The sequence below is a fragment of the Actinoplanes sp. 13 genome (assembly GCF_056134165.1).
This window is the reverse complement of record NZ_JBVYOQ010000004.1, coordinates 233,618-259,942: the sequence shown is the minus strand read 5'-3', so window position 1 is coordinate 259,942 and position 26,325 is coordinate 233,618. Positions and strand designations below refer to the sequence as shown.

The window sequence follows — 26,325 nt, the reverse complement described above, 5'->3', positions numbered from 1 at the left end:
CGACACGACCCGGAGTCATCCCACTCTCATGCGCCCGATCACCCTGTGGCGGCGGCTGCTCGCCGAGTTCCTCGGCACCGCGCTGCTGGTCACCGCCGTCGTCGGCTCCGGCATCATGGCCACCGCGCTCTCGCCCGGCGACGTGGGCCTGCAGCTGCTGCAGAACTCGATCGCCACCGCGTTCGCCCTGGGCGCGCTCATCCTGACGTTCGGCCCGGTCTCCGGCGCCCACTTCAACCCGGTCGTCTCGGCCGCCGACTGGTTCCTCGGCCGCCGCGGCGGCACCGGTCTGACGATCAAAGACCTCGGGGGGTACGCGCTGGCGCAGACCCTGGGAGCGATCGCCGGCTCGATCCTGGCGAACCTGATGTTCGACCTGGCCCCGGTCACGATGTCGACGAAAGACCGCGCCGCCGCTCACCTGTGGCTGGGCGAGGTCGTCGCCGTCGCCGGCCTGCTGCTACTGATCTTCGCGCTGGTCCGGTCCGGTCGCGCCTCGGTCGCCCCGGCCGCGGTCGGCGCGTACATCGGCGCCGCGTACTGGTTCACCAGCAGCACCAGCTTCGCCAACCCGGCGGTCACCGCCGGCCGCGCGTTCACCGACACCTTCGCCGGCATCGCCCCGGCCTCGGTGCCCGGGTTCGTGCTGGCGCAACTCGCCGGCCTCCTCGCCGGAGTGGGCCTGGTGGTGGCGCTGTACCCGCACGCCGGCGACCACGCCGACGCCGTCGTCCCGCACGACGACGCCGGCTCCGACATCCGGACCCCGCTCACCACCCACCGACAGGAGCCCCACCCATGAGCGACACCAGGCCCACCGTGCTGTTCGTCTGCGTCCACAACGCCGGCCGCTCGCAGATGGCCGCCGGCTGGCTGCGCCACCTCGCCGGCGACAAGGTCGAGGTCCGCTCGGCCGGCTCCGAGCCCGCCGAGACGATCAATCCGGCCGCGGTGGAGGCGATGCGGGAGGTCGGCATCGACATCACCGACCAGACACCCACCAAGCTCACCTGGGACGCCGCCCAGGAGTCCGACGTCATCATCACGATGGGCTGCGGCGACGCCTGCCCGGTCTTCCCGGGCAAGCGGTACGAGGACTGGAAGCTCGAGGACCCGGCCGGCCGGGGCGTCGACGCGGTCCGCCCGATCCGCGACGAGATCAAGGCCCGCATCGAGGTGCTGCTCGCGGACCTGCTCCCGGTCGCCTGACTGACGGACCGCCGGTGCCGTCAGGGGCGGTGACAGACCGCCTCCAGGTTGATGCCGTGCGGGTCCAGCACGAAGGCTCCGTAGTAGTCCCCGTGATATTCGGGGTGCACGGCGGGCGGCAGCACGGCGGTGGCGCCGGCCGCCAAGGCGGCGTCATAGAAGGTCGCCACGTCGGCGCGGGTGTCGACGGTGAAGGCCAGGTGCATGTTCGTACCGACGGTCCCGCCGTCGATGAGCCAGAAATACGGTTTGACGTCGGCCAGCCCGAAACCGGTCATCGCCGTCGGCTGGTTCGGCGTCGCGTTCGGCGGGATCTGCAGCATCTTCGTGATGCCGATGGCGGCCAGCACCGGCTCGTAGAAGGCGACGGCGGCGTTCAGGTCGGGCACGGCGACGTTGAGGTGGTCGATCCGGGATCCCGAGCGGTCAAGAGTCATGATCCGAGCGTGCCCGGGATAGCGGCCATCGGATGACCGCTATCCGCGGGGCTGGCCGGGAGGGGCTATCGTCACGGCGATGATCAGCGGGCCGGACCGGGGAGCGCGATGACCAAGCAGCCGCTGTCGTTGCCGCAGCCGCCGCCGAAGGCGCCCGAGTTCGGCCACGACTCGCTGATCGTGTGCGAGAGCCTGGTCCGCATCTATCAGACCGGCTCGATCGAGGTGCAGGCGCTGCAGGGCCTCGACCTGCTGGTGGACGGCGGCGAGATGGTCGCCGTGGTCGGCGCCTCCGGTTCCGGGAAATCCACGCTGCTGTCGATCCTGGCCGGGATCGACGCGCCGACCGCCGGGCGGGCCCGGGTCGGCGAGTGGGACCTGCTCGGCATGTCCCGCGCCGACCGGGTCCGCTACCGCCGCGGCATGGTCGGCTTCGTCCGCCAGCAGACCGCCACCAACCTGGTCCCCTACCTGACCGCCGAGCAGGTGGTGGACCTGCCGATGGCCGCGGCCGGCGCACCGCGGCGCGCCCGCCGGGCCCGCAGCCGGGAGCTGCTGGACACCCTCGGGGTGGGCGACTGCGCGAACCGGCGCCCGGCCGAGATGTCCGGCGGCCAGCAGCAGCGGGTGGCGATCGCGGTGGCCCTCGCCAACCAGCCGCGGGTGCTGTTCGCCGACGAACCGACCGGTGAGCTGGATACCGCCACCTCGGCGCAGGTCTTCGAGGCGCTGCGGCACGTCAACCGGGAGTTCGGGGTGACCGTCGTGGTGGTCACCCACGACCCCGAGGTGAGCGGGCAGGTGGAGCGGACCGTCGCCATCCGGGACGGCCGGACCAGCAGCGAGGTGCTGCGCCGCACCGCCACCGCCGAGGACGGCAACACCCACGTGATCGCGGAGGAGTACGCGGTGATGGACCGGGCCGGTCGCGTTCAGATCCCGCGCGAATACCGGGAGACACTCGACCTGACCCGCCGGGTGCGGCTGGCGCTGGAGGCGGACCACGTGACGATCCGGCCGGACGCATGAGCGCGCTGTTGAGCGTGCGCGGGGTGAGCCGCAGCTTCGGCGACGTGCACGCGGTCCGGGACGTCTCGTTCGACGTCGCCCCCGGCACCATGGTCGCCCTGGTCGGTCGCTCCGGGTCGGGCAAGACCACGCTGCTCAACGTGATCGGCGGCCTGGACCGCCCGGACGCCGGCACGGTCGTGGTCGACGGCGCCGACGTCACCGCGATGGACGAGGACGACCTGTCCCGGCTGCGGCGCGAGAAGGTGTCGTACGTCTTCCAGACGTTCGGCCTGATCCCGGTCCTGTCGGCGGCGGAGAACGTGGGCGCCCCGCTGCGGCTGGCCCGGACGCCGGCCGCGGACCGGGAACGCCGGGTGGCGCTGCTGCTCGACCTGGTCGGTCTCGGCGAGCACGCCGCACAGCGGCCCGGCGAGATGTCCGGCGGCCAGCAGCAGCGGGTGGCGATCGCCCGCGCGCTGGCCGGTTCGCCGCGCCTGCTGATCGCCGACGAGCCGACCGGTCAGCTGGACGCGGAGACCGGCCGCTCGGTGATGGCGCTGCTGCGCGGGGTGGTCGAGTCGGAGGGGGTCACCGCGCTGGTGGCCACCCACGACCCGGTGATGATGGCGCTCGCCGACCGGGTGATCCGGATCAGCGACGGCCGGGTCGACGAGACCTGATGCTGGTTCTGCTCGCCCGGCGGGCCCGCGCCCAGTGGCAGCTGCTCGCCTCGCTGCTCGCCGTGGTGACGATCGGGGCCACGCTGCTCGGCGTCTGCACGCTGCTGGTGACGCGGACGGCGGACCAGGCGCTGGAGCAGGCGGCGGCCCGGGCCACGCCGGAGCAGATGGAGGTCACCGCGTACACGGTGGCGATGACCGGCGAGGACGCCGCCGCGGTGGCTGCCGACACCCGGGAGCTGCTCACCGGCACGCTGCGGCCGTTCACCGCGAGCACGGCGGCGCGCGCCTCCTCGGTGATGCGCGAGCTTCCCGGCCCCGCCCGGGCGGCGGCCTATCTCAGCGCGGTCGACGACCTGCCACGGCGGGCCGCGCTGACCGCCGGGCGGTGGCCGCGGGCCCGGGGCGAGTCGGTGGTGCTGGAATCGACCGCGCGGCTGCTGGGGCTGCGGCCGGGCAGCCGGGTGCGCCTGGGCGAGGAGATGGCCCGCGAGTCCGCGCCGGCCGTCACGGTCACCGTCGTCGGGGTCGTACGCACCCTGCCCGGCACCGGCTGGGACCGTGACCCGCTGGCCGGGGCCGGCTACGACCTCGCCTTCAACGACGGCACCGCGCTGGAGAAGGGCCCGGCGTACGGGCCGTTCCTGGTCGGCCTCGACGACCTGCTGAACGGCGGCTCGGCGATCGCCCGCCTGGAGATCACCGCGCGGCCCGACCTGTCCGCGCCGGACCTGGCCGACCTGACCGCCGTGACCCGGGCGATCGGCGACGCGGACCCGAAGCTGGCCCGGATCCTCGGCGACCGGGTCGAGATCGAGCGGGTCGCCTCGGACTGGCCGGTCACCCTGTTCGCCACCCGCGCCCAGCAGCAGGTCACCAACGGCGCGGTGCTCGCCGTCGCCGTGCTCGGGCTGGTGCTGACCGGGACCGCGCTGGCGCTGGCCGGCCGGCTCACCGCCGAGCTGCGCTCCCCGGAGACCGCCCTGCTCTCGGCGATGGGCACCGGCCCCGGCCGGCTGGCGCTGGTCGCCACCGCCGAGGCCGGGTCACTGGCCCTGCTGGCCGCCGCGCTCGCCGTGCCCGGCTCCGCGCTGGCGCACTCGGCCCTGACGCACCTGCCGCCGCTCGCCGGCGCCGGGCTCGCCACCAGTCCCGCGGTCTCCCCCGCCCAGATCGGCGCGGTGCTGGCCGGCGCGGTGGCCCTCGCCGTCCTGCTGGTGGTCCGGGCGATCCGGCCGGCGCCGGCGGCCGGCGCCCGGACCCGGCGCGACCTGCTCGCCCGCTCCGGCGCCGACCTGCTCCTCGTCGCGCTCGCGGCGGGCGGCTGGTGGCAGCTGAACTCCCAGCCGGGCGGCTCCGACCCGCGCGTCGACACGGTCCGCGTGCTGGCCCCGGCCCTGCTGCTCACCGCCGGGGCGGCCCTGGCCCTGCGGCTGGTGCCGCCCGCGCTGGCCGCCGCCGACCGGCTCGCCCGCCGGGCCGGCGGACTGGCCCTGCCGCTCGCCGTCGCCGAGGCCGCCCGCCGCCCGCAGGCCACCGCCGCCGGGCTGCTGATCACCCTGGCCTGCGCGGCGGCCACGTTCGGGATCGCGTTCGACGCCACCTGGGCCCGCTCACAACGCGACCAGGCGGACCTGGCGACCGGCGCCGACGTTGTGCTGGCCCTGGCCGCTCCGCCGGTGGCCGGCCAGGGCGCGGCGATCGCCGCGGCCACCGGCGGGACGGTGCGCCCGGCCGCCGACCGGGGCATGTCGGTCGGCCAGTGGCTGGGCGGCGACGGCGAGCCGCCGCGGCTGGTCGGTATCGACGCCCGCCGGGCCGGCGAGGTGCTGCGCGGACGACTCGACGGCGGGCGCACCTGGGACGACGTGGGCGCGATGCTGGCGCCCAAGGACCGTGCCGAGGGCATCGCGGTTTCGGCCGGCGCCACGGTCACGCTGACCGGGACGGCGAGCGGCGGGCCCGCGCTGACAGTGACCCCGCGGCTGGTGCTGGAGGACGTCACCGGGCTGCGGACCGCCTGCACCGGACTGCCGGTCCGGCTCGACGGCCGCCCGCACCGGCTGCCGGACTGCGCACGGGTCGACGGCCTGCGCCTGGTGGCCGTGACGATGCCGGTCGCCGGGGACTCGATCACCTGGGACGGCGCCGGGACGAGCCGGATCGAGGCCACCCTGACCGTTCCCGGTTCCGGCGCCGGCGCCTGGACGGCCACCTCCGGCCAGCCCTGGCCGGAGCAGCTGCGCCAGCCGGCCGTCACCGCGGACGCCGGCGATACCGCGACACGGCTGCGGATGACCGCCACGGTGGAGCTCGGCGGCCCGATGGAGGCGGCCCGGGAGCTGATCGCCACCGCGTTCCCGGTCCCCGGGCCGGTGCCGGTCGCCGTCTCCGAGGCCTTCGCCGGCCAGATCGGCGCCCGGCCCGGCGATGAGCTGGACATCGCCGTGAACACCGCCGCCATCCCGGTCGTCGTCGCCACCGTGGTGCCCGCGGTCCCGTCCGCGCCCGACGCGCCGGCCGTCCTCGCCGACCTGGACACGCTGTCCCGGGCCCTGATCGTCCGCAGTGAGCCGGACTTCCCGGTGGACGCCTGGTGGGCCGCCACCGCACGGCCCGACGCCGGGGCGCGGGCCGCGGACCTGCACCTGGGGCCGGTGACCACCCGGGCCGGCGAGATCGTGCGGCTCAGCTCCGGGCCGGTGCCGTCCGTGCTGCCCGGGGTGCTGCGCCTGCTCGTCCCGGCGGCCGTGCTGCTGCTGCTCGCCGGCATCGTCCTGCACGTCACACACGACCTGCGGGCGCGCGCCGTCGAGGTGGCCCGGCTGCGCGGGCTGGGGATGACCCGGCGGGAGGTGCGCCGGGCCCTGCTCGGCCAGCACGCCCTGGTGCTGCTCCCGATGGTGCTGGCCGGCGCCCTGGTCGGCGCGCTCGGCACCCGGCTGGTCGCCCCGCTGCTGGTGCGCTCGGCCACCGGCGCCGAACCCGCCCCGCCGGTCGTGCCGCTGTGGCCGTGGGGCGCCGAGGCCGCCCTGATCGCCGCGCTGGCCGCCGTCTGCACGCTGGCCGCCGGTCTCGTGGTGATCGTCCAGTCCCGGCGCGCCGACGCCGCTCACCTGCGGGTCGACTCGTGAGGCGGCCGGCGGCCCGGCCGCACTGGCCCAGCGTGCTCGGCCGGGCCCGCGCCGACGCCTGGCCCCTGCTGCTCTGCGCGGCCGTGGTCGCCCTGGTGAGTGTCCTCGCCGCCGCGGTGCCCGGCCTGCTCCGGGCCACCGCCGACCAGGCCGTCCGGAAGGCCGTGCGGGACGCCGGTGACCGGGCAGCCGTCGTCGCGCAGGCCCGCTGGGCGCCGGACTGGACCCAGACCGGCCGGGCCCGCCAGCCCTACCTGCACGAGGACCTGACGGCGGTCCGGGACCGGACCCTGGAGGATCTCGCCGGCGACCTGGAGACGGTGCTCGAAGCCCCGATCATCACGGCCACCGGCCCGACGCTCAACGTCTACGACGGCAGCGTGCAGCGCACCTTCCGGGTGGCCTACCTGGACTCCGGCGGTGGCCCGGCGGTGACCTGGATCGCCGGGACGGCGCCCGGGCCGGCGGTCACCGACGACTTCGCCGAGATGCCCGAGGGCGGCCCGCCCTGGACCGTGTGGGTGGGGGTGTCCGAGCCGGTGGCGGCCGGCCTGGGCGTGCGGCCCGGCGACCGGCTGCCGCTCAAGGACGAGCTGAAGAACCCCAAGGACGTCCGGGTCAGCGGCGTCTTCCGCCCCGTCGACCCGGCCGCGCCGGCCTGGCGGCTCGCCCCCTGGCTGCTCGGTCCGGTGGGCGGCGAGGACGGCCGGGGCACCACCCGGTTCGGTGGGCTGCTCTCCGCCGCGTCGCTGCCCGACGCCCGGCTCGCCTTCGACGACGACACGTTCCGGCGGGCCGTGCACTTCACCGCCGACCCGGACGTGCTCACCATGGAGTCCGCCCAGGCGATCGCGGCCAGCGCGGTCACGTTGAAGGCCGGCTCGGCCACCTCCGGCGAGCTGGACACCACCCCGGCGTGGAACACCCAGCTGGACGCCGTGCTGCGCGACGTCACCCGGCAGGTCGACGCCGCCTCCGCGCAGGCGTCGGTGCTGCTCACCACCGTGCTCGCGGGCGCCGTGCTGGTGCTGCTGCTCGCCGCCGACCTGCTCGTGCGGCGGCGCACCCCGGCGCTGGCCGTGGCCCGGCAGCGCGGCGCCGGACTGCCCGCCCTCGGCGTGGAGCTGCTGCTCGAGTCCACGGTGGTCGCGGCGGTGGGTGCGCTGACGGGCGTTGCTCTGGCGCGTACCGCCGTGGGGTCCGTCTCCTGGTCGTGGGTCCTGCCGGTGGCGCTCGCCGCAGCCGTCGCCGCACCGGCCCTCGGCGTCCTCGCCGCCGCCCGCGCCACCCGCGACCGGCGCGCCCCGGCCAACCGCGCCGCCCGCCGCCGGGCCCGCGACACCGTCCTGCTGCGCCGCGCCGCCGCCGAGATCGCCGTGCTGGCCGTCACGGCCGCCGCCTTCGTCGCCCTGCACCAGCGCGGCGTCCTGCCGGCCATCTCCGGACGGCCGGAGAGCAGCGCCGGCCTCCCGGCCGCCGCACCCATGCTGGGCGCGCTGACCGGCGCGCTCGTCCTGCTGCGGCTGTTCCCGTTCGGCGCCGGACTCGCCCTGCGCGCCGCCCTGCGCTCCAGCCGCCCGCTGGCCGTGTTCGGCGCCGCCCGCGCCGCCGCCACCTCGCGCCGTGCCCTGCCCCTGCTGGCGCTGGTCGCGTGCGCCACGCTCGCCTCGTTCGCACTGACCGTGCACGGCACCGTCGCCACCGGCCTCGCCGAGGGCGCCTGGCGTGCCGTCGGCGCCGACGCCCGCCTCGACGCCGCCCCTGACGCGGAGGAGTCGTTCACCGAGGTCGCCGCCCGGCTCGCCGCCGAGCCCGGGGTGCGGCACGCGGTCGCCGGCCGGGTGACCGACGCCGAACGCTTCGGCACCGCCGAGACGACGGTCGCCCCGATCCTGGTGGCCGTCGACTCGGCCGCGTTCGCCGCGCTGCTCGCCGACACCCCGCTGCCGGCCGAGCCCGGCCTGGCCGCGCTGACCGCCGGTGGGCCCGTCCCCGCGCTGGTCCGGTCCGGCGACGGCAGCCTGCGGCCCGGCATGGGCCTCGAACTGCTCCGCGACGGCGACCGGCCGATCCCGCTGACCGCCGTCGGCGCCGCCCCGCCGATCGGCGGCGTCCCCGACGTCGTCCTGGTCGACGCGGCCACCCTCGCCGCCGCCGGCTTCGCGACCACACCCAACACCGTCTGGGTCACCGGTCCCGGCGCCGCCGCCGCCGTCACCACGGCCGAGGCCACCGGCGACCGGGTGCTGCGAACCGGCGTGCTCACCGACCGCCGGGACGCCCCGCTCGTCGCCGGCCTGCTCACCTTGGCCCTGGCCGCCGCAGCCGTCCTGCTCGCACTCGGCCTGCTCGCGCTGGCCCTCGGCGCCGCGGCCGGCGCCCCCGGCCGCTGGCAGACCCTGACCCGCCTGCGCACCCTGGGCCTGCGCCCGCGGGACGCCCGACGGGTCGCCGCCGGCGAGATCGTCCCGCTGGTCGCGGTCGCCGCGGTGGCCGGGCCGCTGCTCGGCGTCCTGCTCGCCCGGCTGACGCTCGGGCCGCTCGCGCTGAGCCGGCTCACGCTCCAGGTGGGCGAGCCGGCGCCGGCCCCGTCGTGGCTCCTGCTCGGCGCGGTGACCGCGGCCCTGCTGATCGCGGTCACCGCCGTCGTCCCGATCGAGGCGGCCCTGCGCCGCCGCCGGCAGCTGAGCGAGACGCTCCGGGTCGGCGACTGAGGTCTGCTACACCGCCGCGCTCAAGCGAATCTGCTGCACCGCCGCGCTCAGGCAGATCCGCTACACCGCCGTGCTCAGGCAGAACGGGTGCCCGGCGGGGTCCAGCAGCACCCGCCACCTGTCCGGCTGCGGCTGGAACTCCGGTTTGGTCGCCCCGATCCCGATCACCGCCGCCTCCCCCGCGTCCAGGTCGTCCACCCCGAACTCCAGGTGCGCCTGCTTCGGCACGTCCGGGTCCGGCCAGGTCGGCGGCACGTACTCGGCAACTTTCACGAACCCCATCGCGGTGGACCCCGGCTCGCCGACGAAGACGAAGTCGTCGCTGCTGTAGGTGATCTCCACCCCCAGCAGCCTCCTGTAGAACCCGGCCAGCGCCGCCGGGTCGTCGCAGTCCAGGGAGATGCCGCCGAAGCGGGCCAGTGCCGTCATGTCGATGCTCCTCGTCGCAGTGATTCCGGGTGCCCACCCTGCCCGCCATGGCTGACATCTCCTGTCGGTCATCTGTGGCAGTCTTCGGGACATGCGTGCCAGCCGACTCCTCTCTCTGGTGCTGCTCCTGCAGGACCGCGGCCGGCTCACCGCCCGGCAGCTCGCCGACGAGCTGGAGGTCTCCGTCCGCACCGTCTACCGCGACGTCGAGGCGCTGAGCGCTGCCGGCGTCCCGGTCTACGCCGAGCTGGGTGCCGGCGGCGGTTACCAGCTGCTCGACGGCTACCGCACCCGGCTGACCGGCCTCACCCCCCAGGAAGCCGGCTCGATCTTCCTGGCCGGGGTGCCCGGCGCCGCCGCCGAACTCGGCCTGGGCGCCGTCCTCACCACCGCCGAGCTCAAACTCCGGGCCGCCCTGCCGGCCCGCCTCAACCGCCACGTCGGCGAGATCCGCGACCGCTTCCACCTCGACGCCGCCGGCTGGTTCCGCGAGACCGAGACCCATCCCCACCTGGCCGCCCTCGCCGCCGCCGTCTGGAACCGCCACCGCTGCCGGATGCGGTACCGCCGCTGGCGGGAACCCCGCGAGGTGGACCGGCTGATCGACCCGCTGGGCATCGTGCTCAAGGCCGGCGTCTGGTATTTCGTGGCCCGCGTCCCGTCCCCCGACGCCGCCCTGCGCACCTATCGCGTCGCCACGATCCTCGACCTGACCGTGCTCGACGAGACGTTCGACCGCCCGGCCGGCTTCGACCTGGCGGCCACCTGGTCGGCCTGGGCCGCCGACTTCGAACGCCGCCTCCACCGCGACCAGGCCACCGTCCGGCTCGCCCCGGCCGCCCTCGACCGCATCCCGTACCTGATGTCGCGCGCCATGAACCGCAACGTCCGCGACAACCTCGCCCCGCCCGGCGCCGACGGCTGGACCACACTCACCCTGCCCATCGAGTCGGTCCGGCACGCCCACGCCGAATTCCTGCGCCTCGGCGCCGACGTCGAGGTCCTCGCCCCGCCGGAGCTGCGCGACCTGATGAGAACCAGCGCGACGGGGATGGCCGCCCTCTACCAAGAAAATTCATAACATTTAGTACGCCCCATGCCCGGTCCCGCAGCGTCGGCGCGACCTCACCGGCAGCGCACGGCTCTGCCGCGACCGCCGGGCTGACCTGCCCACTCACGCACCGCGCTCCCCGCCGACGGCGCACGACTCCGCCGCGACCGCCGGGCCGACCTGCCCCGCTCCCGCCGGCGGAACCTCCTTGCCGGCCACACCCCGCCCCAGAAGAATCCCCCTCGTGCCGATCGTGGACCCTCCCGTGCCGATCGTGGATATGGACGCCGAGGTCCCGGCCGGCACCGTCGTGGTCGTCATCGACGTCATCCGGGCCTTCACCACGGCCGCGGTCGCCTTCGAACGCGGCGCGACCGGGATCCTCTGCGCGCCGTCGGCCGAGTCCGGCAGAACACTGCGCCGCCGGCACCCGGACCATCTCCTGGTGGGCGAGCACGGCGGACTCAAACCCGCCGACTTCGACCTCGGCAACTCGCCCCGCGAGATGTCAGCCGCCCACCTCGACGGCCGCCACCTGATCCAGGCGACCTCGAACGGCACACGCGGCCTGACCCGCCACCCGGCCCCGGCGGCACTGCTCGCGATGTCCGCGCGGAACGTCGGCGCCACCGCCCGCTGGATCAACGAGCACCACCCCGGCACGCCCCGCACCCTGGTGTGCACCGGCCGCACCGCCGAGGACCGCGCCTGCGCCAACCATCTCCGAGACCTGCTGGCCCTCAGTGTCCTGCCTGACCGAAGTGACCTGCTGGACCGCGGTGACCTGCTGGACCGCGGTGACCTGCTGGACCGCGGTGACCTGCCGCACGGATCGGAGCCGCGCCGGGCGGACCTGGTCGCCGGCATCATGGCGGGTGCCGCCGAACATGCCCGCGCCTACGCGAAGCGGCCGACCGCCGAACACGTCGACCTCACCGAGGACCTCCCGTTCTGCTGCGACGTCGACAGGTCCGGCTTCGCGATGGTCGGCGAGGTCCGCGGGGATCACGTCGCGCTGACCGGAGTGCCCTGCTGACCCGGCCCGGCCAGCAGGCGCAGCACGCTCGTCCGCAATGCCACGACCGCCTCGTCGGGTGTCATGGTGCCGGCGTCGACCTCGTCGGCCGCGGTGTGGCCCAGCTGCACAACCACCGCGGCCAGCCAGCCCGGTGCGAGCCGGCTGTCGAACTCGCCGGTCCGCTGCCCACGGACGATGATCGGCCGTAGCCGCTCGACGGCGGGCGCACTTCGCCGCCCGCCGTCCGCCTGGGCCGACGACGCACGGATCGTCCGGAACAAAAGACGGTGCTTCGCCGTGAGACGCGCGCTTGCGTCCAGCAGGCGGAGCAGCGCGTCGGTCGCCGGCCCTTCGTCGAGCTCGAGGGCGTCCAACGTCGCCACGGCGGTCTCCGTGATCCGCTGGAGGACGGCCGTCAGCAGGTGCTCCCGCGCGGCGAAATGGGCGTAAACGGTCTGCCTGGTGACGCCGGCGGCCGCGGCGATGGCCTCCACCGGGCATTCCGGATCGGCACTCAGCAGCTCGACAGCCGCATCCAGGATGGCTTCCCTGCTGCGGCGAGCGTCGGCACGACGGTTCCCGGATGCCATTTCTGCTCCTTGCCAAGAGGCACGACAGTCGATATCTTACACAGTGTAAGAAATAGCGGAACGGGGGCCGGTGTGGGACAGCTCAACAGCGCGGACCCGAAGCAGTTCATCGCCGACTTCTTCGCGTCCTACGGGCGCGACCTGCTGCGAGGCGACGAGGACGCCGCAGTGGTCGTCGACCGTTACCACACCCCGGACGTCGTCCAGATCGCCGACGGACAGCGGATGGACCGGGCACAGCTGATCTCGCACAGCCGTCCGCTGCGCAAGAGGCAGCCCCGCAGCCGCATGGAGGTGCACGAAGCGGTGGCCGACGACGACCGGGTCGCCGCTCGGTACACATTGCACGTCGAGGACCGCAGAAGAACCTTTGCCGTCGAGGTCTACTTCTTCGGGCAGTTCATGCCGGACGGGCGGATGCGCCGGGCGCACATGCTCACCCGCACGCTTCCCGACAGCACCCCGTAGCAGCCGTTCGCCGCACGCCGATCTGCGAGCAGCCGGGTGTGGGGGCGGCCTTTGACGATGGCCGCCGGGGTCGCTCGGCGTGGGTGCGCTCCTCGACGTCCCGGTGCGCCGGCAACCACGCAGGCAAAACGGCCAAAGATCATGCGCCGCCGCCGGCCCGGCACCTCGGCCGGCAACCACGCAGTAAACCGCCGAGGATCAAGCGCCGTCGCCAGCCGGGCCACTCCGGCCGGCGGCGGCGCATGTGTCGGCGCGGGATGGTGCGGCGGGCGAGGCGCGGCACCGGGGCGACGGGGCGCAGGGGGCGCGTGGCGCAGGGGCCGCGTGGCGCGGGACGGGTGGCCCCGGGAGGCGGGGCAGGAGCGGCGTATTGATCGGGATCGCTTGACAATATTCCGGAAACGATTTCAGACTGGGCCGCGACATCGATCAGCATCCATGGAAGATCAGGAGCCCGCGGATGGCGGCGACGATCAAGGATGTGGCGCGGCGGGCCGGGGTCTCACCCTCGTCGGTCTGCCGGGCGCTGGCTGATCCGGGCCAGGTGCGGCCGGAGACACGGGAGCGGGTGGAGACGGCCGCCCGGGATCTGGGTTACTACCCGAACCGGGCGGCCCGCGGCCTGATCACCGGTCGTACCGGGAATGTCGGTGTGATTCTCCCGGATCTGGCCAATCCGTTCTTCCCGAGCGTGGTCAAGGCCATTCAGACGCAGGCCCGGCGGTGGGACTACGCGGTCTTCCTCAGCGACACCGACGAGGATCCAGCGCTCGAGGCGCCGCTCATCCGGGCGCTCGCGAAGCAGGTCGACGGGTTTCTGCTCTGTTCGCCGCGGGCCGCGGACGACGAGTTGCGGGCGTTCGCCGGGCAGACACCGATCGTGGTGCTGAACCGGCGGGTGGCGCCGTTCCCGTCGGTGACCGCGGACAATGCCGACGGGATGCGGCAGGCGGTCGCCCACCTGTACGCGCTGGGCCACCGCCGGGTGGCCTATGTGGCGGGGCCGCGCGCCTCCTGGTCGAACCGGGAGCGACTCCACGGCCTGCGAGCCGCCACCGGCAGAGCGACCACCGGCGAACACGCTGCGGGCGACGGCATGCAGCTCGTCGAGGTGGGCAACGTGGCCCCGACGGTCGAGGGTGGCGCCGCCGCCGCCGACCTGGTCATCGCCTCCGCGGCGACCGCCGTGCTGGCCTACAACGACCTGGTCGCGCTGGGCCTGCTGAACCAGTTCGAGAGGCGGGGCATCGCGGTCCCCGAGCGGATCAGCGTGATCGGTTTCGACGACATCCTGCTGGCCGGCCTGGTCAGTCCGGGCCTCACCACCGTCGCCATCGACAAGGAGAAGATCGGGCGCTTCGGCCTGGATCTGCTGACCGGCGACACCCCGGGGGCGAGCCGGATCGTCCCCACCCAGCTCATCGTGCGCGGTTCCACCGGTCCGCGCTGACGAACCAGGAGTGCCTCATGCCACCCACCAGACGTCATCTCCTCACCCTCGGCGCCGTGACCGTCACCGCTCCCCTGATCGCCGCGTGCAGCCCGCCGGACGCCGGCGGCGAGGAGGGCGGCCCGGTCACCCTCAACGTCCTGGACGTGGCCGGCAACCTGCAGCTCACCCAGGGCATGATCGACGACTTCGCCGCGAAGAACGGCAACCTGATCGAGCGGGTCACCTACACCAAGGCGACCGCTCCGGAGCTGGTCGGCAAGGTGAAGGCGCAGCAGGACGCCGGCCGCGTCGACATCGATCTGGTGCTGACCGGCGTGGACGGCCTGGCCGCCGGCATCGACCAGGGCCTGTGGGAGGAGCTGCTGCCGGCCAACGCGAGCAGGCTCGCCGGCATGCAGAACTATCTGCCCGGCGCGGCCGCGATGCAGAAGCTGGCCGGCAATTTCGGGGTGACCGTCACCTACTATCCGTCCGGCCCGCTGATCGAATATCTGCCGGCGAAGGTGCCGACTCCGCCGAGGACAGCGGCGGAACTGCTCGCCTACGCCAAGGCCAATCCCGGCACGGTGCAGTACGCCCGGCCCTCCAACTCGGGCCCCGGTCGCACCCTGCTGATGGGCCTGCCCTACCTGCTCGGTGACACCGACCCGAAGGACCCGGTCGGCGGCTGGGACAAGACCTGGGCGTACCTCAAGGAGCTGGACGGCGCCGTCACCCTCTATCCGTCCAGCACGAGCGAGACGATGAAGAACCTGGCCAACGGCTCAGCGAGGATCATCGCGTCGACGACCGGCTGGGACATCAACCCGCGGGTGCTCGGCACGGTGCCGAAGGAGGCGCGGGTCGGCACGCTGGAGGGCTTCCACTGGGTCACCGACGCCCATTACGGCGTCGTTCCGCGCGGCGTCCCGGCCGGCAAGCAGGACGCGGTTCTCTCGCTGCTGAACTGGATGCTCACCCCGGAGCAGCAGGCCAAGGCGTACGACAAGGGCTATTTCTATCCCGGACCGGCGATCAGGGACGTCCCGCTGAGCATGGCGCCCGCCGACAGCCAGCAGGCGATCAGCGAGTTCGGCCGCCCGGAGTACGAGCAGCTCATCGCGGACCACCCGCTCGAGGTCCCGCTCGACGCGAAGGCACTGGTCGCCGCGTTCGACAGGTGGGACCGGGAGATCGGCGGCGCGAAGGTGAAGAAGTGACACGCTTCGAGCGGCTGCGCCTGGACGGGGTGACCCGCCGGTTCGCCGGGGCCGACGCCCTGACGGACCTGAGCCTGGAGATCCGGCGGGGCGAGTTCATCGCCCTGCTGGGCCCGTCCGGCTGCGGCAAGTCCACGGCGCTGAACTGTCTGGCCGGGCTGCTGCCGCTGACCGAGGGCAGCATCTGGCGCGACGACACCCGGCTGGACACGCTGCCACCCGAGCGACGCGGCTTCGGGATGGTGTTCCAGAACTACGCGCTGTTCCCCCACATGTCCGTACAGAAAAATGTTTCTTTCGGTCTTCAGATGCGCGGTGTGCCGCGCGCCGAGGCACGCCGCCGGACCACCGAGGCGATCCGCCTGGTGCATCTGGAGGAGCATGCGGCGAAGCTGCCCGGCCAGCTTTCCGGTGGGCAGCAGCAGCGGGTCGCGATCGCCCGCGCGATCGTGGTGGAGCCGTCCCTGGTGCTGATGGACGAGCCGCTGTCCAACCTCGACGCGAAGCTGCGGCTGGAGATGCGCACCGAGATCCGGCGGCTGCACCAGACGCTCGGGCTGACCACGGTCTATGTGACCCACGATCAGGAGGAGGCGTTATCACTTTCGGACCGGGTGGTGCTGCTGCGCGCCGGGCGGGTGCAGCAGATCGGCAGCCCGGAGGAGGTGCACACCCGGCCGGTCAACCGGCACGTCGCCGATTTTCTGGGCTTCCGCAATCTGCTGCCGGGCCGTGCGGCGGGGCCTTCGATCACGATCAACGACTCTGATGTACGCGTGAACGGCACTCCCGTGGGTTCCTTCGGCGACGGCGACCCGGTCGTGGCCGGCATCCGCCCCGAGGACGTCACGCTCGCCGGGGATCTGGAGGCGGACGTCGAGGTGGTCGAGTACCAGGGCCGTGAGTTCACCGCGGAGGTCCGCACCGTCGCCGGGCTGGTCGTCCACCTGCGCACCGGGCAGCGGCTCACCCCCGGCGAGAAGGTGAAGATCGGCTTTCCGCCGGACCGGCTGCTGATCTTCCCCGGCGGTGATCCCGGATGACCGCCGCCCCGGTCGCGCTGCGGCACCGGCTGGCCGAACGCGGTGTCGACACGCAGATGCTGCTGCTCGTCCCGGCCACCGTCTTCATCGTGGCGCTGTTCATCTACCCGTTCGGGTACGGCCTCGCGGTCTCGCTGCAGCCGCGCGAGGGCGGGATGCTCGCCGCGTACCAGACGTTCTTCACCGACGCGTACCAGCGCGACACGATCATGACCACGCTGATGATCGCGCTGCCCGCCGCGCTGCTCAACGTGCTCGCCGCGGTGCCGGTCGCCTACCGGCTGCGGGGCCGGTTCCGGGGCAAGCGGCTGCTGACCACGGTGCTGGTCGTGCCGATCACGCTGGGCACCGTGCTCACCGCGGAGGGCCTGCTCAACTTCCTCGGCCCGGCCGGGTGGCTGAACCGGTCGCTGCTCGCCACCGGGCTCGCCGACGCGCCGGTGCGCCTGACCAACAACTACTGGGGTGTGTTCTTCTCGCTGGTCATCACCGGGTTCCCGTTCGCGTTCCTGCTGGTCCTGTCGTACCTGTCCGGCATCGACCCCAGCCTGGAACGGGCTGCCGCGACGCTCGGGGCGGGCTGGCGGCAGCGGTTCTTCCGGATCACCCTGCCGCTGCTGGCGCCCGGGCTGGCAACCACGTTCTGCCTGACGTTCGTGCTCGCGTTCAGCGTCTTCCCGTCGGCGATCCTGGTCGGCGACCCGACCGGCACTACCCGGGTCATCTCGATCGCCGCCTACGAGGCCGCGTACGTCCGGTACGACTACGCCGGCGCGTCCGCCGCCGCGATCATCATGGGCCTGGTCGAGCTGATCGTGATCAGTGTCGTGCTGGGGCTGCGCAGCCTGCTCTACACGGGATCGACCGCCGGAGGCAAAGGATGAGACGCGCCATCGTCGCCTCCCCCGCCGCCTGGCTGGTCTGGGGCGCCGTGACCATCTTCTTCATCGGGCTGGCCGGGGTCATCGGGTCGGTCGTGGTCAACTCGGTCGGGCTGCGCTGGTTCGACTCGTGGCTGCCGGAGGCGTACACGACCCGGTGGTACGGCCAGGCGTGGGACGAGTTCACGCTGCTGCCGGTCCTCACCGTCACGCTGATCGTCTGCCTGCTCGTGGCCGGGATCTCGGTGCTGGTCGGGGTGCCCGCCGCCTACGTCCTGGCGCGCCGGGCCTTCCCCGGCAGCCGGCTGCTCTATCTGCTGTTCCTGCTGCCGATCCTGATGCCGCCGATCACGTACGGCATTCCGCTGGCCACGGTGCTCTACAAGTACGGCCTGGCCGGTCACCTCTCCGGCGTCGTGCTCGCCAACCTGGTGCCGTCGATCCCGTTCGTGATCCTCACGATGACCCCGTTCATCGAACAGATCGACCCGGCCGTCGAACGGGCCGCCCGCGTGCACGGCGCCCGCACCCGGCACGTCTTCGCCCGCATCCTGGCCCCGCTGCTGATCCCCGGCATCCTGGCCTCTTCGATCCTCGTGGTGGTCCGCACCGTCGGCATGTTCGAGCTGACGTTCCTGACCGCCGGCCCCGACTCGCAGACCCTGGTCGTGGCCCTGTTCTACTCGATGTCGGCGGCCGGCATCCGGGCCCAGCAGTCGGTCGACGCGATGGCCGTCATCTACTGCGTGATGATGCTGACCCTGCTGGTGGTGGCGCTGCGCTTCGTGAATCCGACCCAGTTGGTGGCCCGCGTCAAGGAGGACCCGGACTGAGCCACCCGGCAGCCATGGCCCGGCCGGTGCGAAGGCCGGCCGAAACCGGTCAGCGGCTGTCGCGGCGGGCCTGGCGCCTGGCCCCCGCGGCCCGCGTCGATGCGTGCCGCTTGCGCCGGTCCGGGGTGTCCGGCCGCCGGTCGGCCTTCTGCGCCTTGAGCTTCTTGGCCGGCAGCGAGGGCGGCGGCGGCGGGGGCGGCGCGGACCGTTCCGCCAGGCGTTCGCCCTTCAGCATCTCCGCGCTGTCGTGTGCCACCACCGCGAGCCGCCCGCTCACCGCCGCGAGCAGTTCCTCGAACACCTCGGCCTTCTCGCGGCGGCGGGCGTTGCGGGCGTACGCCTTTCCCCGCCCACCGGTCTCGCCGACCCGTGTGGCGGCCCGGCGGCGATAGTTCTTGACCTTCTTGTTGCGCGCCCGCCGCACCCGGGTGTGCAGGTCGATGATGGCGTCCTCGTCCATGGCCGCCAGGCGTTCCGGGTCCGCCTCGCGGACCAGCGCCAGTTCCGCCTCGGTCAGTGATTTCAGCATCGCGTCCATCACCCCACCGTCTCCGGCGTTCCCGGCGCCGTCTTCATGCCTCACGGATGAGCGTCGCGGTGTACTGCGCGATCGAGGACAGAACGACCCTCGCGCTGCCCGGCCACTGCTACCACAGAGGCTCACATCACGGGGAGGTATTGATGTATCGCAAGATCACAGCAATCCTGGCGCTGGCTGTCCTGCTGCTGACGGGCAGCCTCACCGTGGCGTCGCCGGCGGTCGCGGCCGGCGCGCAGAAGTTGCAGAACCAACGATCCGGCGACTGCTTGGACCAGCACTTCAACAGCGACGGCACGGCCAGCATCATGGTGTACGCCTGGCCGGACCCGTGCCACAACCAGGGCAACCAGAACTGGGTGTGGGAGCCGGTCGGCGGCGGCTGGTACCGGATCGTCAACAACCGCTGGGATCCCGGCACCGGTCTCCGCTGGTGTCTGTCCGCCCCTTATGGCGCGACCGAGACCAACCGGGTGTACGCGGAGTACTGCCTGCCGGATGCGAACGCCGGGTACGGCAAGCAGAAGTGGACCCGGGTCGAGCGGACCTCGACCACCATCCAGGTCATGAGCGGTCGTGACGAGGACTTGTGCATGGGTCAGAGCGGGATCGCGTCGACCAAGGTCTATCTGGACAACTGCTGGGCCAAGCGGAACGATCTCCTGTTCCGCTGGATCCCCGTGTGACGCGGTGACGCACCCGTGGGCCCGGCGCCTTCGGTAGGCCGTACCAGAAAATGTCAGTCGGCGGCCGGTACCACCATGGGGGTGCCGGCCACCGGATCCGGGACCACGACGCAGGCCAGGCCGAACACCTTGGCGACGAGTTCCGCGGTGACCACCTCGACCGGCGGTCCCTCCGCGATGATCGCGCCGTCGGCCATGGCGATGACGTGGTCGCAGAAGCGGCAGGCCAGGTTGAGGTCGTGCAGCACCACCACGACGGTCTTGCCGGATTCGGCGTTCAGCTTGCGCAGCAGGCGCAGCAGCTCGACCTGGTGGGCGATGTCCAGGAAGGTGGTCGGTTCGTCGAGCAGCAGCAGGTCGGTCTCCTGGGCCAGGGCCATCGCCACCCAGACCCGCTGCCGCTGCCCGCCGGACAGCTGCCGGATGGGCCGGTTCACCAGGTCTGCGGTGCCGGTGGCGTCGAGGGCCCGGGTCACCGCGGCGTGGTCGCGCTCGGTCCAGCGGCGGAACCAGCCCTGGTGCGGGTACCGGCCGCGGGAGACCAGGTCGGCGACGGTGATGCCGTCCGGGGCGATCGGGCTCTGCGGGAGCAGGCCGAGCACCTTGGCGACGTCGAGGGTGGACATCGCGGCGATCGGCCGGTCGTCCAGGTGGACCGTGCCGGCGCGGGCCGGCAGCAGCCGGGCCAGACCGCGGAGCAGGGTGGATTTGCCGCAGGCGTTGGCGCCGACGATGGCGGTCACCTTGCCGTCGAGGACCGTGACGTCGAGGTCCCGCACGACGGCCCGGTCGTCATATCCGAGGGTGAGTCCCTCGGCCCGCAGTCGCGTCATCCGCCAGCTCCTTGCCGGTTCGTGGTGGCCAGCAGCCACAGCAGGTAGGGGGCGCCGACCGCGCCGGTCACCACGCCGGTCGGCAGCGGGGTGGGCATCAGGTGCACGGCGACGAGGTCGGCGGTGAGCAGCAGCGCGGCCCCGGTGAGGGCGGCCGGCAGGACGCCGCCGGCGGCCGGGCCGAGCAGCCGGTCGGCGATCGGGCCGGCGACCAGCGCGACGAAGATGATCGGCCCGGCCACGGCGACGGCGAGGGCCACCAGGATCACCGCGACGGCGAGCAGGCCGGCGCGGCTGAGCTCGGTGCGGGTGCCGAGCGCCCGTGCGGTGTCGTCGCCGAGGTCGAGGGCCCGCAGTGGTCGTTGCAGCAGCACCGCGAGCGGCAGCAGGACGGCCAGGGCGATCAGCAGCAGCCGCAGCTCGCTGCCGCTGGCCTGGCCGACCGAGCCGGTGAGCCAGTGCATCGCCTGGCGGGCCTCGAAGAGCTGGGCGCGGGTGAGGAGATAGCCGGTGACGCCTTCGAAGAAGACCGCGACGCCGATGCCGATCAGGATGAACCGGTAGCCGCTGACCCCGTCCCGCCAGGCGAGCACGTACATCAGCAGGGCGGCCAGCAGTGCGCCGCCGAGGGCCATCCCGCTGACGAGCAGGCCGCTGACCTGGAGCAGCACGATCCCGAAGACGGCGGCCAGACCGGCGCCGGTGGTGACGCCGACGAAGTCGGGCGAGGCGAGCGGGTTGCGCAGCAGCTGCTGGAAGATGGTGCCGGAGGCGCCGAGGGCCAGGCCGACGGCGAGCGCGGAGGTGGCGGTCGGCAGGCGCAGGCCGCGGACCACGAAGTCGACGCTCGGGTCGTCGCGCAGGTGCAGCACCGAGGCGACGACCTCGATCGCGGTGAGCCGGAAGCTGCCGACCATCATGGTGACCACGAACAGGACGGCCACCGCGCCGGTCAGCGCGACGGTCACCGTCCCGGCGCGTGCGGTGCGACGGCGCCGGGTGGTGCGGAGCAGGACGGCGGTCGTCATCTCAGGCCTCCGACATCCGGCCGTACCGGACGATGCCGATGAACACCGGCGCGCCGATCAGCCCGAGCACGACGCCGACCTGCAGTTCGTCCGGGGCGGCCAGGACCCGCCCGGCCACGTCGGCGAGCAGCAGCACGATCGGGGACAGCAGCATCGAACAGGGCAGGATCCACCGGTAGTCGGGGCCGCACAGGAAGCGGGCGACGTGCGGGACGACGAGCCCGACGAAGATGATCGGCCCGCAGGCCGCGGTGGCGCCGCCGGCGAGCAGGGCGACCACGGCGAAGGCGGCCACCCGGGTACGCCCGACGCGCTGGCCGAGGCCGCGGGCCACGTCCTCGCCGAGGGCCAGCCCGTTGAGGCTGCGCCCGAAGGCGAGCGAGGCGAGCAGCCCGAGGATCAGGAACGGCGCGACGCCGGTCACGATCGGCGCGTACCGGCCGGCCAGCGAGCCGACCTGCCAGAACCGCAGCTCGTTGAGGGCGTCCACGTTGGTCATCAGGATGCCGGTGGTCAGCGAGCCGAACCCGGCGGTGACGGCGGCGCCGGCCAGCGCCAGTTTCACCGGGGTGGCGCCTTCGCGGCCCAGCGACGCGATCGCGTGGACCAGCACCAGCGCCGCGGCGGCCCCGGCGAAGGCGAACCAGATGTACGCCTCGACGCCACGCACACCGAGCACGGTGATCGCGGTGACCACGAAGACGGCGGCGCCGGAGTTGATCCCCATGATGCCGGCGTCGGCGAGGGGGTTGCGGGTCACGCCCTGCAGAATCGCTCCGGCGACACCGAGGGCGGCGCCGGCCAGGATGCCGAGCAGGGTGCGCGGCACCCGCATCTCCAGGGTGATGATGCTGCCGATCGACCCGTCGGCCAGGGCGTCGGCGAGGTCGATCGACCGCGAGCCGTGGGTGACGCTGAGGGCGGCGACCAGTGTCAGCACCGCCCCCAGGCCGACCAGCCAGGTGGCCCTTCGCAAACTAGGAGCCGATGTTCTCGTCGGCGGACTGCACCGCGGTGGTCAGCCGGTCCAGTTCGGTGGCGAAGTCGCCGTAGGTGTGCAGCCAGTACGCCGGCCACGGCACGACCGCGTTCTTCTCGGCCGCCTTGATCTTGAACCAGGTGGGCTGCTTCTTGCCCCACTCGGCGTTGCCGGTCTCGGTGAAGCTGCGGCTGTCCCAGAGGATCAGGTCCGGCTGGTATTTGTCGGCGTTCTCCCAGCTGAGGTTCTCCCAGTACGGGAAGCCCTTGTCCGGGCTGTCCGGGTTGATCACCTTGAGGCCGAAGCTCTGGAAGTCGAGCAGCTCCGGCGCGTACTCCGGGTTGGCGACGTAGACCTTGTCGTCGGCCGGGGACATGGCCAGCACGGTCAGGTTCGGCTTGGCCGCGGTGGCCGCCTTGAACGTGGCGACCGCGTCCTCGAACCGCTTCTTGGCGGCCGCGATCTGCGGGTCGTCCACCTTGGCGCCCAGGCTCTTCGCCAGGCTCTCGTAGCCCTCGGCCAGCTGCAGGATCGACTTGCCCTGGGTGATGCCGACGACCGGGGCGAGCTCGGCGAGCTTCTTGCTCTTCTCGTCGACGCCCTCCTCGAGGCCGCTGTGCGCCTTCTCCGCGGGCCACCAGTCGCCGACGATGAGATCCGGCCGCAGCGCCGCGGCCTTCTCCACATCGATCTTGCCCCATTCCTCGCCGAGGATCTCGATGCCGGTGAGGTCGAGGCTCTTCAGGTTGGGGTCGGTCTTGACCGACTCGTCGGCGTAGACGCCGACCGGTTTGATGCCGAACGACATCAGCGCGGCCGCCTCGCCGGCGTGCGCGATGATCCGGGTGGGGGTCTTGTCGGCCTTGACCACCGTGCCCGACCCGTCGGTGAACGACCAGGGCCCGCTCTGCTCGGGGGCGGTGCCGGCCGCCGGGGAGTCGGAGGAGCCGCAGCCGGCCAGGGCGACGCTCAGCGCCGCGACAGCAAGGACCGTACGCCAAGCGCGCATAGGGGGTTCCGTTCAGATGAGGTCAGCCTTAGTTAGGACAGGCTAACCATAGTTCTGATCAGACTCAATCTCCGGGCCCGGCCCGCAGCTCCGGCAGCCCGTTCACGCACTCCACATCGACCTCGAGCCGGTCGTTCGGATCGGACACCGACCGGAACTCGCCCTCGTCCTCGTCCTGCTCCAGCACGGCGAAACCCTGCGCCGGCGCCATCGACAGGATCCGCCCGCAGTCGGCAACCACGGTCCCGGCCCGGGTCGGGAACGACCGCCCCTCAGGATTCGCGGCAGGCGCCGCCGACGACGAGGCCCGGACCGCGGAGGGCAGCGCCCGCAGCTCCCGCTCCACCTGGTCCTCGCTGACCGGCGCGCCCTGCCGGGACGTCAGATCCGCGCCGACCAGGCCGATCCCGACCACTCCCACGCCCACGGCGAGCACCACGGCCAGCAGCCAGCCGGCGACGATCAACAGGGGGCGCCGCTGCAGGAGTCGCATCCCGCAACTATCCGCCGGGCGGCGATAAGAGCAGCACCCGGCCCGGATAAGGGACGGTTAAGGACGCGCCGGCCCGCCGGCCCGCCGGTCCGCCCGGATAGGTTGCAGCAGTGGCCCGACTGCTGCTCATCGAGGACGACCCCGCCATCCGCACCACCCTGCTGCGGGCCCTGCGCGACCGCGGGCACGCGGTCGCCGCGGCCGGCGCCGCGATGGAAGGACTCCAGACCGCCCTGGCCGAACGCCCCGACCTGATCGTGCTCGATCTGGGCCTGCCCGACCTGGACGGCCGGGAGCTGCTGCGGATGCTGCGGGCGGTCAGCCGGGTGCCGGTGATCGTGGCGACCGCACGCGACGAGGAGACCGAGATGGTCCGGCTGCTCGACGCCGGCGCCGACGACTACGTGGTCAAGCCGTTCACCGCGGCCCAGCTCGACGCGCGGATCCGGGCGGTGCTGCGGCGCGGCGCCGGCGCGGCCGGGGCCGGCACCGAGCTGGCCGTGGGCGGCCTGCGCATCGATGCGGCCGCGCGGACGGTCAGCCTGGACGGCGCCGAGGTGGATCTCAGCCCGCGCGAGTTCGACCTGCTGCACCACCTGGCGCAGCGGCCCGGGCAGGTGGTCACGAAACGGGAGCTGCTCAGCGAGGTGTGGCAGGTGCCGTACGGCGGGGCTGACAAGACGGTCGACGTGCACCTGTCCTGGCTGCGCCGCAAACTCGGCGAGACCGCCGGCGAGCCGCGCTATCTGCACACCGTCCGCGGTGTCGGGGTCCGCCTGAGCGAGCCGTCATGAGGAAGCGCCTGACCCTGCTGGTGGGCGGCACCACGCTGCTGGTGCTGCTGGCCTTCCTGGTGCCCACCGCGGTGCTGGTCCGGCAGGTCGCCGCGGACCGGGCGCTGAGCCGGGCCGACGACGTGGTGCAGACGATCGTGCCGGTGGCCGGGGCGGGCGACGTCACGGCGCTCCGGCTGGCGGTGACGGCGCAGCCCGTACCGGTGACCGTGTTCCTCCCCGGCGACCGGGTGATCGGCGCTCCGGCCGCGACCACCCCGGCGGTCCGACTGGCCGCCGCGAGCAACCGCGCTCTCACCGTCGTGACCGATGAAGGTCAGGAGCTGGCGGTGCCGGTGGTCGGTGGCGGCGGCACCATGGTGGTGCGCACGCTGGTCACCGACGCCCAGCTCACGCAGGGTGTGCACCGCGCGTGGCTCACCCTCGCCGCCCTGGGGCTGGCCCTGGTCCTGCTCGGCCTGCTCGTCGCCGACCGGCTGGCGCGGGCCATCACGGTGCCGATCACCGAGCTCTCCGAGGTGTCCCACCGCCTGGCCAACGCGGAGCTGACCGCCCGGGCCGAGCCCACCGGCCCGCGGGAACTGCGCGAGGTGGCCGGCGCGCTGAACCATCTCGCCGGCCGTATCCAGGAACTGCTCGCCGCCGAGCGGGAGCAGCTCGCCGACCTCTCGCACCGGCTGCGCACCCCGCTCACCGCGCTGCGCCTGGAAGCCGAGGCATTGCGCGACCCCGAGGAGGCGGCACGGGTCTCGTCCGCTACCGATCAGGTCGCCGAGGCGGTGACCGAGGTGATCCAGCAAGCCCGCCGAGGCCGGACCCCACCTCTCGACCGCGGCCCCGCGGCCGGCGACCCCGCCGCGGTCACCTGCGACGCGGCCGCGGTGGTCCGCGACCGGGTGGCGTTCTGGGCGGTGCTCGCCGAGGACACCGGCCGGCCGATCGCCCGCGGGGTGCCCGGCACGCCGCTGCCGGTCGCGGTGCCCGCCGACCGGCTCGCCGCCGCGCTGGACGCGCTGCTGGGCAACGTCTTCGCGCACACTCCCGACGGCACGGCGTTCGCGGTCACCCTCACCGCGCGGCCGGGCGGCGGCGCGGTGCTCGAGGTGGCCGACGAGGGCCCGGGGTTCGCGCCGTCGGCCGCCCGCCGCGGCACCTCCGGCGGCGGCTCGACCGGCCTGGGCCTGGACATCGCCCGGCAGGTGGCGACGGTCTTCGACGTCTCGGCCGAGGCTGCCGGCGGGGCGGTGGTCCGGCTGGAGATCGCCGGTCCCTGACCGTTCCCGCTCTTGGTCGTACGCGCAAAGGGCGCACCCCGCAGGGTGCGCCCTTCATGCCGATCGACCCTCAGTCGTCGTCGTTGTCATCGTCGTGGTCGTCATCGTCGTGGTCGTCGTCCTCCTGGTCGTGGCGCAGCACCTCGCCGCTGGTCACGTCCACGTCGACCTCGTGCTCGACGGTGCCGTTGCGGACCTCGACGTCCCAGACCTCACGACCGTCCTCGGTCTCCCGCTCGACGTCCTCGACCTGGCCGCCGCCGGCCGCACCGGCCGCGATCTCCTTGGCCCGGGCCTCGCCGACCGCGGTCCCGGCCGACGGGGAGCCGGACGGCGTGGGTGCCGACGACACGGGTGCCGAGGCGGACGCCGGGGCCGACGGACCGGGCGTGTCCACCGCCATCGCCGTGCCGCCGATGCCGAGCACCGTCAGGGCGCCGACCGCCATCACCACTCCGGTACGCGTCCTCTTGTTCATCGTTTCCCTCCCAGTCGATCTGACCAGCTCACGATCGCTCGCGCAGGGATATCGGCACGCTGC

At 73.5% G+C, this 26,325-nt stretch carries 27 protein-coding genes; 17 read left to right on the top strand and 10 right to left on the bottom strand.

Annotated elements, in window-relative coordinates; translation table 11 throughout:
• The first annotated feature begins 28 nt into the window (after nt 1-28).
• Nucleotides 29-802: an aquaporin gene (locus AC0NH5_RS11575; RefSeq protein WP_474402667.1), complete on the top strand. Its 774-nt coding sequence runs from the start codon at nt 29-31 to the stop codon at nt 800-802.
• The gene (locus tag AC0NH5_RS11570) at nt 799-1,209 is read left to right on the top strand and encodes an arsenate reductase ArsC (RefSeq protein ID WP_474402666.1); all 411 of its coding nucleotides are present in this window, start codon (nt 799-801) and stop codon (nt 1,207-1,209) included. Before AC0NH5_RS11575 ends, AC0NH5_RS11570 begins: the two co-directional genes overlap by 4 nt.
• Nucleotides 1,210-1,229: 20 nt before the next feature.
• On the opposite strand, the gene AC0NH5_RS11565 is transcribed toward AC0NH5_RS11570, so the two are convergent.
• The gene (locus tag AC0NH5_RS11565) at nt 1,230-1,646 is read right to left on the bottom strand and encodes a VOC family protein (protein ID WP_474402665.1); all 417 of its coding nucleotides are present in this window, start codon (nt 1,644-1,646) and stop codon (nt 1,230-1,232) included.
• Between the two features lie 108 nt (nt 1,647-1,754).
• On the opposite strand from AC0NH5_RS11565, the gene AC0NH5_RS11560 reads away from it, so the two are divergent.
• Genes AC0NH5_RS11560 through AC0NH5_RS11545 form a run of 4 tightly spaced genes read left to right on the top strand, consistent with a single transcriptional unit; the run spans nt 1,755 to nt 9,185 of the window.
• On the top strand, nt 1,755-2,675 hold the full coding sequence (locus AC0NH5_RS11560) for an ABC transporter ATP-binding protein (protein WP_474402664.1): 921 nt from the start codon (nt 1,755-1,757) through the stop codon (nt 2,673-2,675).
• Nucleotides 2,672-3,337 carry an ABC transporter ATP-binding protein gene (locus AC0NH5_RS11555; protein ID WP_474402662.1) on the top strand — a complete coding sequence of 222 codons (666 nt, stop codon included), beginning with the start codon at nt 2,672-2,674 and terminating at the stop codon, nt 3,335-3,337. The genes AC0NH5_RS11560 and AC0NH5_RS11555 overlap by 4 nt, the downstream gene beginning before the upstream one ends.
• Nucleotides 3,337-6,471 carry an FtsX-like permease family protein gene (locus AC0NH5_RS11550; protein ID WP_474402660.1) on the top strand — a complete coding sequence of 1,045 codons (3,135 nt, stop codon included), beginning with the start codon at nt 3,337-3,339 and terminating at the stop codon, nt 6,469-6,471. Before AC0NH5_RS11555 ends, AC0NH5_RS11550 begins: the two co-directional genes overlap by 1 nt.
• Nucleotides 6,468-9,185, top strand: coding sequence for an FtsX-like permease family protein (locus tag AC0NH5_RS11545; RefSeq protein WP_474402658.1), 2,718 nt, complete (start codon nt 6,468-6,470; stop codon nt 9,183-9,185). Before AC0NH5_RS11550 ends, AC0NH5_RS11545 begins: the two co-directional genes overlap by 4 nt.
• Nucleotides 9,186-9,245: 60 nt before the next feature.
• On the opposite strand, the gene AC0NH5_RS11540 is transcribed toward AC0NH5_RS11545, so the two are convergent.
• Nucleotides 9,246-9,614: a VOC family protein gene (locus AC0NH5_RS11540; protein WP_474402656.1), complete on the bottom strand. Its 369-nt coding sequence runs from the start codon at nt 9,612-9,614 to the stop codon at nt 9,246-9,248.
• Nucleotides 9,615-9,705: 91 nt separating this feature from the next.
• Here AC0NH5_RS11540 and AC0NH5_RS11535 point away from each other — a divergent pair, with 91 nt between their 5' ends.
• Nucleotides 9,706-10,695, top strand: coding sequence for a helix-turn-helix transcriptional regulator (locus AC0NH5_RS11535; protein WP_474402654.1), 990 nt, complete (start codon nt 9,706-9,708; stop codon nt 10,693-10,695).
• Between the two features lie 235 nt (nt 10,696-10,930).
• Entirely contained in the window at nt 10,931-11,701 is a 771-nt protein-coding gene (locus tag AC0NH5_RS11530; RefSeq protein WP_474402653.1) for a 2-phosphosulfolactate phosphatase, read from the top strand.
• Here AC0NH5_RS11530 and AC0NH5_RS11525 read toward each other — a convergent pair.
• Complete coding sequence (locus AC0NH5_RS11525; RefSeq protein ID WP_474402651.1) at nt 11,671-12,273, bottom strand: TetR/AcrR family transcriptional regulator; 603 nt, start codon at nt 12,271-12,273, stop codon at nt 11,671-11,673. The two genes, AC0NH5_RS11530 and AC0NH5_RS11525, sit on opposite strands and share 31 nt — an antisense overlap.
• Before the next feature lie 72 nt (nt 12,274-12,345).
• Between AC0NH5_RS11525 and AC0NH5_RS11520 the strand changes: the two genes are divergently transcribed.
• The 6 genes from AC0NH5_RS11520 (at nt 12,346) to AC0NH5_RS11495 (ending at nt 18,150) form a co-directional block, all read left to right on the top strand.
• The gene (locus tag AC0NH5_RS11520; RefSeq protein WP_474402649.1) at nt 12,346-12,741 is read left to right on the top strand and encodes a nuclear transport factor 2 family protein; all 396 of its coding nucleotides are present in this window, start codon (nt 12,346-12,348) and stop codon (nt 12,739-12,741) included.
• 460 nt (nt 12,742-13,201) lie between these two features.
• On the top strand, nt 13,202-14,191 hold the full coding sequence (locus tag AC0NH5_RS11515; protein ID WP_474402647.1) for a LacI family DNA-binding transcriptional regulator: 990 nt from the start codon (nt 13,202-13,204) through the stop codon (nt 14,189-14,191).
• Between the two features lie 17 nt (nt 14,192-14,208).
• Nucleotides 14,209-15,393, top strand: coding sequence for an extracellular solute-binding protein (locus tag AC0NH5_RS11510; RefSeq protein ID WP_474402645.1), 1,185 nt, complete (start codon nt 14,209-14,211; stop codon nt 15,391-15,393).
• Nucleotides 15,390-16,436 carry an ABC transporter ATP-binding protein gene (locus AC0NH5_RS11505; RefSeq protein WP_474402642.1) on the top strand — a complete coding sequence of 349 codons (1,047 nt, stop codon included), beginning with the start codon at nt 15,390-15,392 and terminating at the stop codon, nt 16,434-16,436. The genes AC0NH5_RS11510 and AC0NH5_RS11505 overlap by 4 nt, the downstream gene beginning before the upstream one ends.
• Nucleotides 16,433-17,320 (top strand): ABC transporter permease, encoded by an 888-nt coding sequence (locus AC0NH5_RS11500; RefSeq protein WP_474402640.1) that lies wholly within the window; start codon nt 16,433-16,435, stop codon nt 17,318-17,320. Before AC0NH5_RS11505 ends, AC0NH5_RS11500 begins: the two co-directional genes overlap by 4 nt.
• On the top strand, nt 17,317-18,150 hold the full coding sequence (locus AC0NH5_RS11495; RefSeq protein ID WP_474402638.1) for an ABC transporter permease: 834 nt from the start codon (nt 17,317-17,319) through the stop codon (nt 18,148-18,150). Before AC0NH5_RS11500 ends, AC0NH5_RS11495 begins: the two co-directional genes overlap by 4 nt.
• Nucleotides 18,151-18,199: 49 nt before the next feature.
• Here the strand turns inward: AC0NH5_RS11495 and AC0NH5_RS11490 are convergent, their stop codons facing one another.
• The gene (locus AC0NH5_RS11490) at nt 18,200-18,688 is read right to left on the bottom strand and encodes a hypothetical protein (protein WP_474402636.1); all 489 of its coding nucleotides are present in this window, start codon (nt 18,686-18,688) and stop codon (nt 18,200-18,202) included.
• 143 nt (nt 18,689-18,831) lie between these two features.
• On the opposite strand from AC0NH5_RS11490, the gene AC0NH5_RS11485 reads away from it, so the two are divergent.
• Nucleotides 18,832-19,374: an RICIN domain-containing protein gene (locus AC0NH5_RS11485; protein WP_474402634.1), complete on the top strand. Its 543-nt coding sequence runs from the start codon at nt 18,832-18,834 to the stop codon at nt 19,372-19,374.
• A gap of 53 nt (nt 19,375-19,427) precedes the next feature.
• Here the strand turns inward: AC0NH5_RS11485 and AC0NH5_RS11480 are convergent, their stop codons facing one another.
• From AC0NH5_RS11480 to AC0NH5_RS11460, 5 genes are all read right to left on the bottom strand, one after another.
• Nucleotides 19,428-20,207 (bottom strand): ABC transporter ATP-binding protein, encoded by a 780-nt coding sequence (locus AC0NH5_RS11480; protein ID WP_474402633.1) that lies wholly within the window; start codon nt 20,205-20,207, stop codon nt 19,428-19,430.
• Nucleotides 20,204-21,235 (bottom strand): FecCD family ABC transporter permease, encoded by a 1,032-nt coding sequence (locus tag AC0NH5_RS11475; RefSeq protein WP_474402631.1) that lies wholly within the window; start codon nt 21,233-21,235, stop codon nt 20,204-20,206. Before AC0NH5_RS11475 ends, AC0NH5_RS11480 begins: the two co-directional genes overlap by 4 nt.
• Nucleotide 21,236: 1 nt before the next feature.
• Complete coding sequence (locus AC0NH5_RS11470; protein ID WP_474402629.1) at nt 21,237-22,211, bottom strand: FecCD family ABC transporter permease; 975 nt, start codon at nt 22,209-22,211, stop codon at nt 21,237-21,239.
• A gap of 1 nt (nt 22,212) precedes the next feature.
• Nucleotides 22,213-23,223, bottom strand: coding sequence for an ABC transporter substrate-binding protein (locus AC0NH5_RS11465; protein WP_474402626.1), 1,011 nt, complete (start codon nt 23,221-23,223; stop codon nt 22,213-22,215).
• Between the two features lie 64 nt (nt 23,224-23,287).
• Nucleotides 23,288-23,716 (bottom strand): hypothetical protein, encoded by a 429-nt coding sequence (locus tag AC0NH5_RS11460; RefSeq protein WP_474402624.1) that lies wholly within the window; start codon nt 23,714-23,716, stop codon nt 23,288-23,290.
• Nucleotides 23,717-23,826: 110 nt separating this feature from the next.
• On the opposite strand from AC0NH5_RS11460, the gene AC0NH5_RS11455 reads away from it, so the two are divergent.
• Both AC0NH5_RS11455 and AC0NH5_RS11450 read left to right on the top strand, forming a co-directional pair.
• Nucleotides 23,827-24,510, top strand: a complete 684-nt coding sequence (locus AC0NH5_RS11455) for a response regulator transcription factor (protein WP_474402622.1) — start codon at nt 23,827-23,829, stop codon at nt 24,508-24,510.
• Nucleotides 24,507-25,784, top strand: a complete 1,278-nt coding sequence (locus AC0NH5_RS11450) for a sensor histidine kinase (protein WP_474402620.1) — start codon at nt 24,507-24,509, stop codon at nt 25,782-25,784. Before AC0NH5_RS11455 ends, AC0NH5_RS11450 begins: the two co-directional genes overlap by 4 nt.
• Before the next feature lie 70 nt (nt 25,785-25,854).
• On the opposite strand, the gene AC0NH5_RS11445 is transcribed toward AC0NH5_RS11450, so the two are convergent.
• Nucleotides 25,855-26,262: a PepSY domain-containing protein gene (locus tag AC0NH5_RS11445; RefSeq protein WP_474402618.1), complete on the bottom strand. Its 408-nt coding sequence runs from the start codon at nt 26,260-26,262 to the stop codon at nt 25,855-25,857.
• Nucleotides 26,263-26,325 lie beyond the last annotated feature (63 nt).

Excerpts from the sequence above, each read along its gene's own strand:
- AC0NH5_RS11575 (WP_474402667.1), top strand. The coding sequence starts at position 29 with ATGCGCCCGATCACCCTGTGGCGGCGGCTGCTCGCCGAGTTCCTCGGC.
- AC0NH5_RS11570 (WP_474402666.1), top strand. The coding sequence starts at position 799 with ATGAGCGACACCAGGCCCACCGTGCTGTTCGTCTGCGTCCACAACGCC.
- AC0NH5_RS11565 (WP_474402665.1), bottom strand. The coding sequence starts at position 1,646 with ATGACTCTTGACCGCTCGGGATCCCGGATCGACCACCTCAACGTCGCC.
- AC0NH5_RS11560 (WP_474402664.1), top strand. The coding sequence starts at position 1,755 with ATGACCAAGCAGCCGCTGTCGTTGCCGCAGCCGCCGCCGAAGGCGCCC.
- AC0NH5_RS11555 (WP_474402662.1), top strand. The coding sequence starts at position 2,672 with ATGAGCGCGCTGTTGAGCGTGCGCGGGGTGAGCCGCAGCTTCGGCGAC.
- AC0NH5_RS11550 (WP_474402660.1), top strand. The coding sequence starts at position 3,337 with ATGCTGGTTCTGCTCGCCCGGCGGGCCCGCGCCCAGTGGCAGCTGCTC.
- AC0NH5_RS11540 (WP_474402656.1), bottom strand. The coding sequence starts at position 9,614 with ATGACGGCACTGGCCCGCTTCGGCGGCATCTCCCTGGACTGCGACGAC.
- AC0NH5_RS11535 (WP_474402654.1), top strand. The coding sequence starts at position 9,706 with ATGCGTGCCAGCCGACTCCTCTCTCTGGTGCTGCTCCTGCAGGACCGC.
- AC0NH5_RS11525 (WP_474402651.1), bottom strand. The coding sequence starts at position 12,273 with ATGGCATCCGGGAACCGTCGTGCCGACGCTCGCCGCAGCAGGGAAGCC.
- AC0NH5_RS11515 (WP_474402647.1), top strand. The coding sequence starts at position 13,202 with ATGGCGGCGACGATCAAGGATGTGGCGCGGCGGGCCGGGGTCTCACCC.
- AC0NH5_RS11510 (WP_474402645.1), top strand. The coding sequence starts at position 14,209 with ATGCCACCCACCAGACGTCATCTCCTCACCCTCGGCGCCGTGACCGTC.
- AC0NH5_RS11500 (WP_474402640.1), top strand. The coding sequence starts at position 16,433 with ATGACCGCCGCCCCGGTCGCGCTGCGGCACCGGCTGGCCGAACGCGGT.
- AC0NH5_RS11495 (WP_474402638.1), top strand. The coding sequence starts at position 17,317 with ATGAGACGCGCCATCGTCGCCTCCCCCGCCGCCTGGCTGGTCTGGGGC.
- AC0NH5_RS11490 (WP_474402636.1), bottom strand. The coding sequence starts at position 18,688 with ATGGACGCGATGCTGAAATCACTGACCGAGGCGGAACTGGCGCTGGTC.
- AC0NH5_RS11485 (WP_474402634.1), top strand. The coding sequence starts at position 18,832 with ATGTATCGCAAGATCACAGCAATCCTGGCGCTGGCTGTCCTGCTGCTG.
- AC0NH5_RS11480 (WP_474402633.1), bottom strand. The coding sequence starts at position 20,207 with ATGACGCGACTGCGGGCCGAGGGACTCACCCTCGGATATGACGACCGG.
- AC0NH5_RS11475 (WP_474402631.1), bottom strand. The coding sequence starts at position 21,235 with ATGACGACCGCCGTCCTGCTCCGCACCACCCGGCGCCGTCGCACCGCA.
- AC0NH5_RS11465 (WP_474402626.1), bottom strand. The coding sequence starts at position 23,223 with ATGCGCGCTTGGCGTACGGTCCTTGCTGTCGCGGCGCTGAGCGTCGCC.
- AC0NH5_RS11460 (WP_474402624.1), bottom strand. The coding sequence starts at position 23,716 with ATGCGACTCCTGCAGCGGCGCCCCCTGTTGATCGTCGCCGGCTGGCTG.
- AC0NH5_RS11450 (WP_474402620.1), top strand. The coding sequence starts at position 24,507 with ATGAGGAAGCGCCTGACCCTGCTGGTGGGCGGCACCACGCTGCTGGTG.
- AC0NH5_RS11445 (WP_474402618.1), bottom strand. The coding sequence starts at position 26,262 with ATGAACAAGAGGACGCGTACCGGAGTGGTGATGGCGGTCGGCGCCCTG.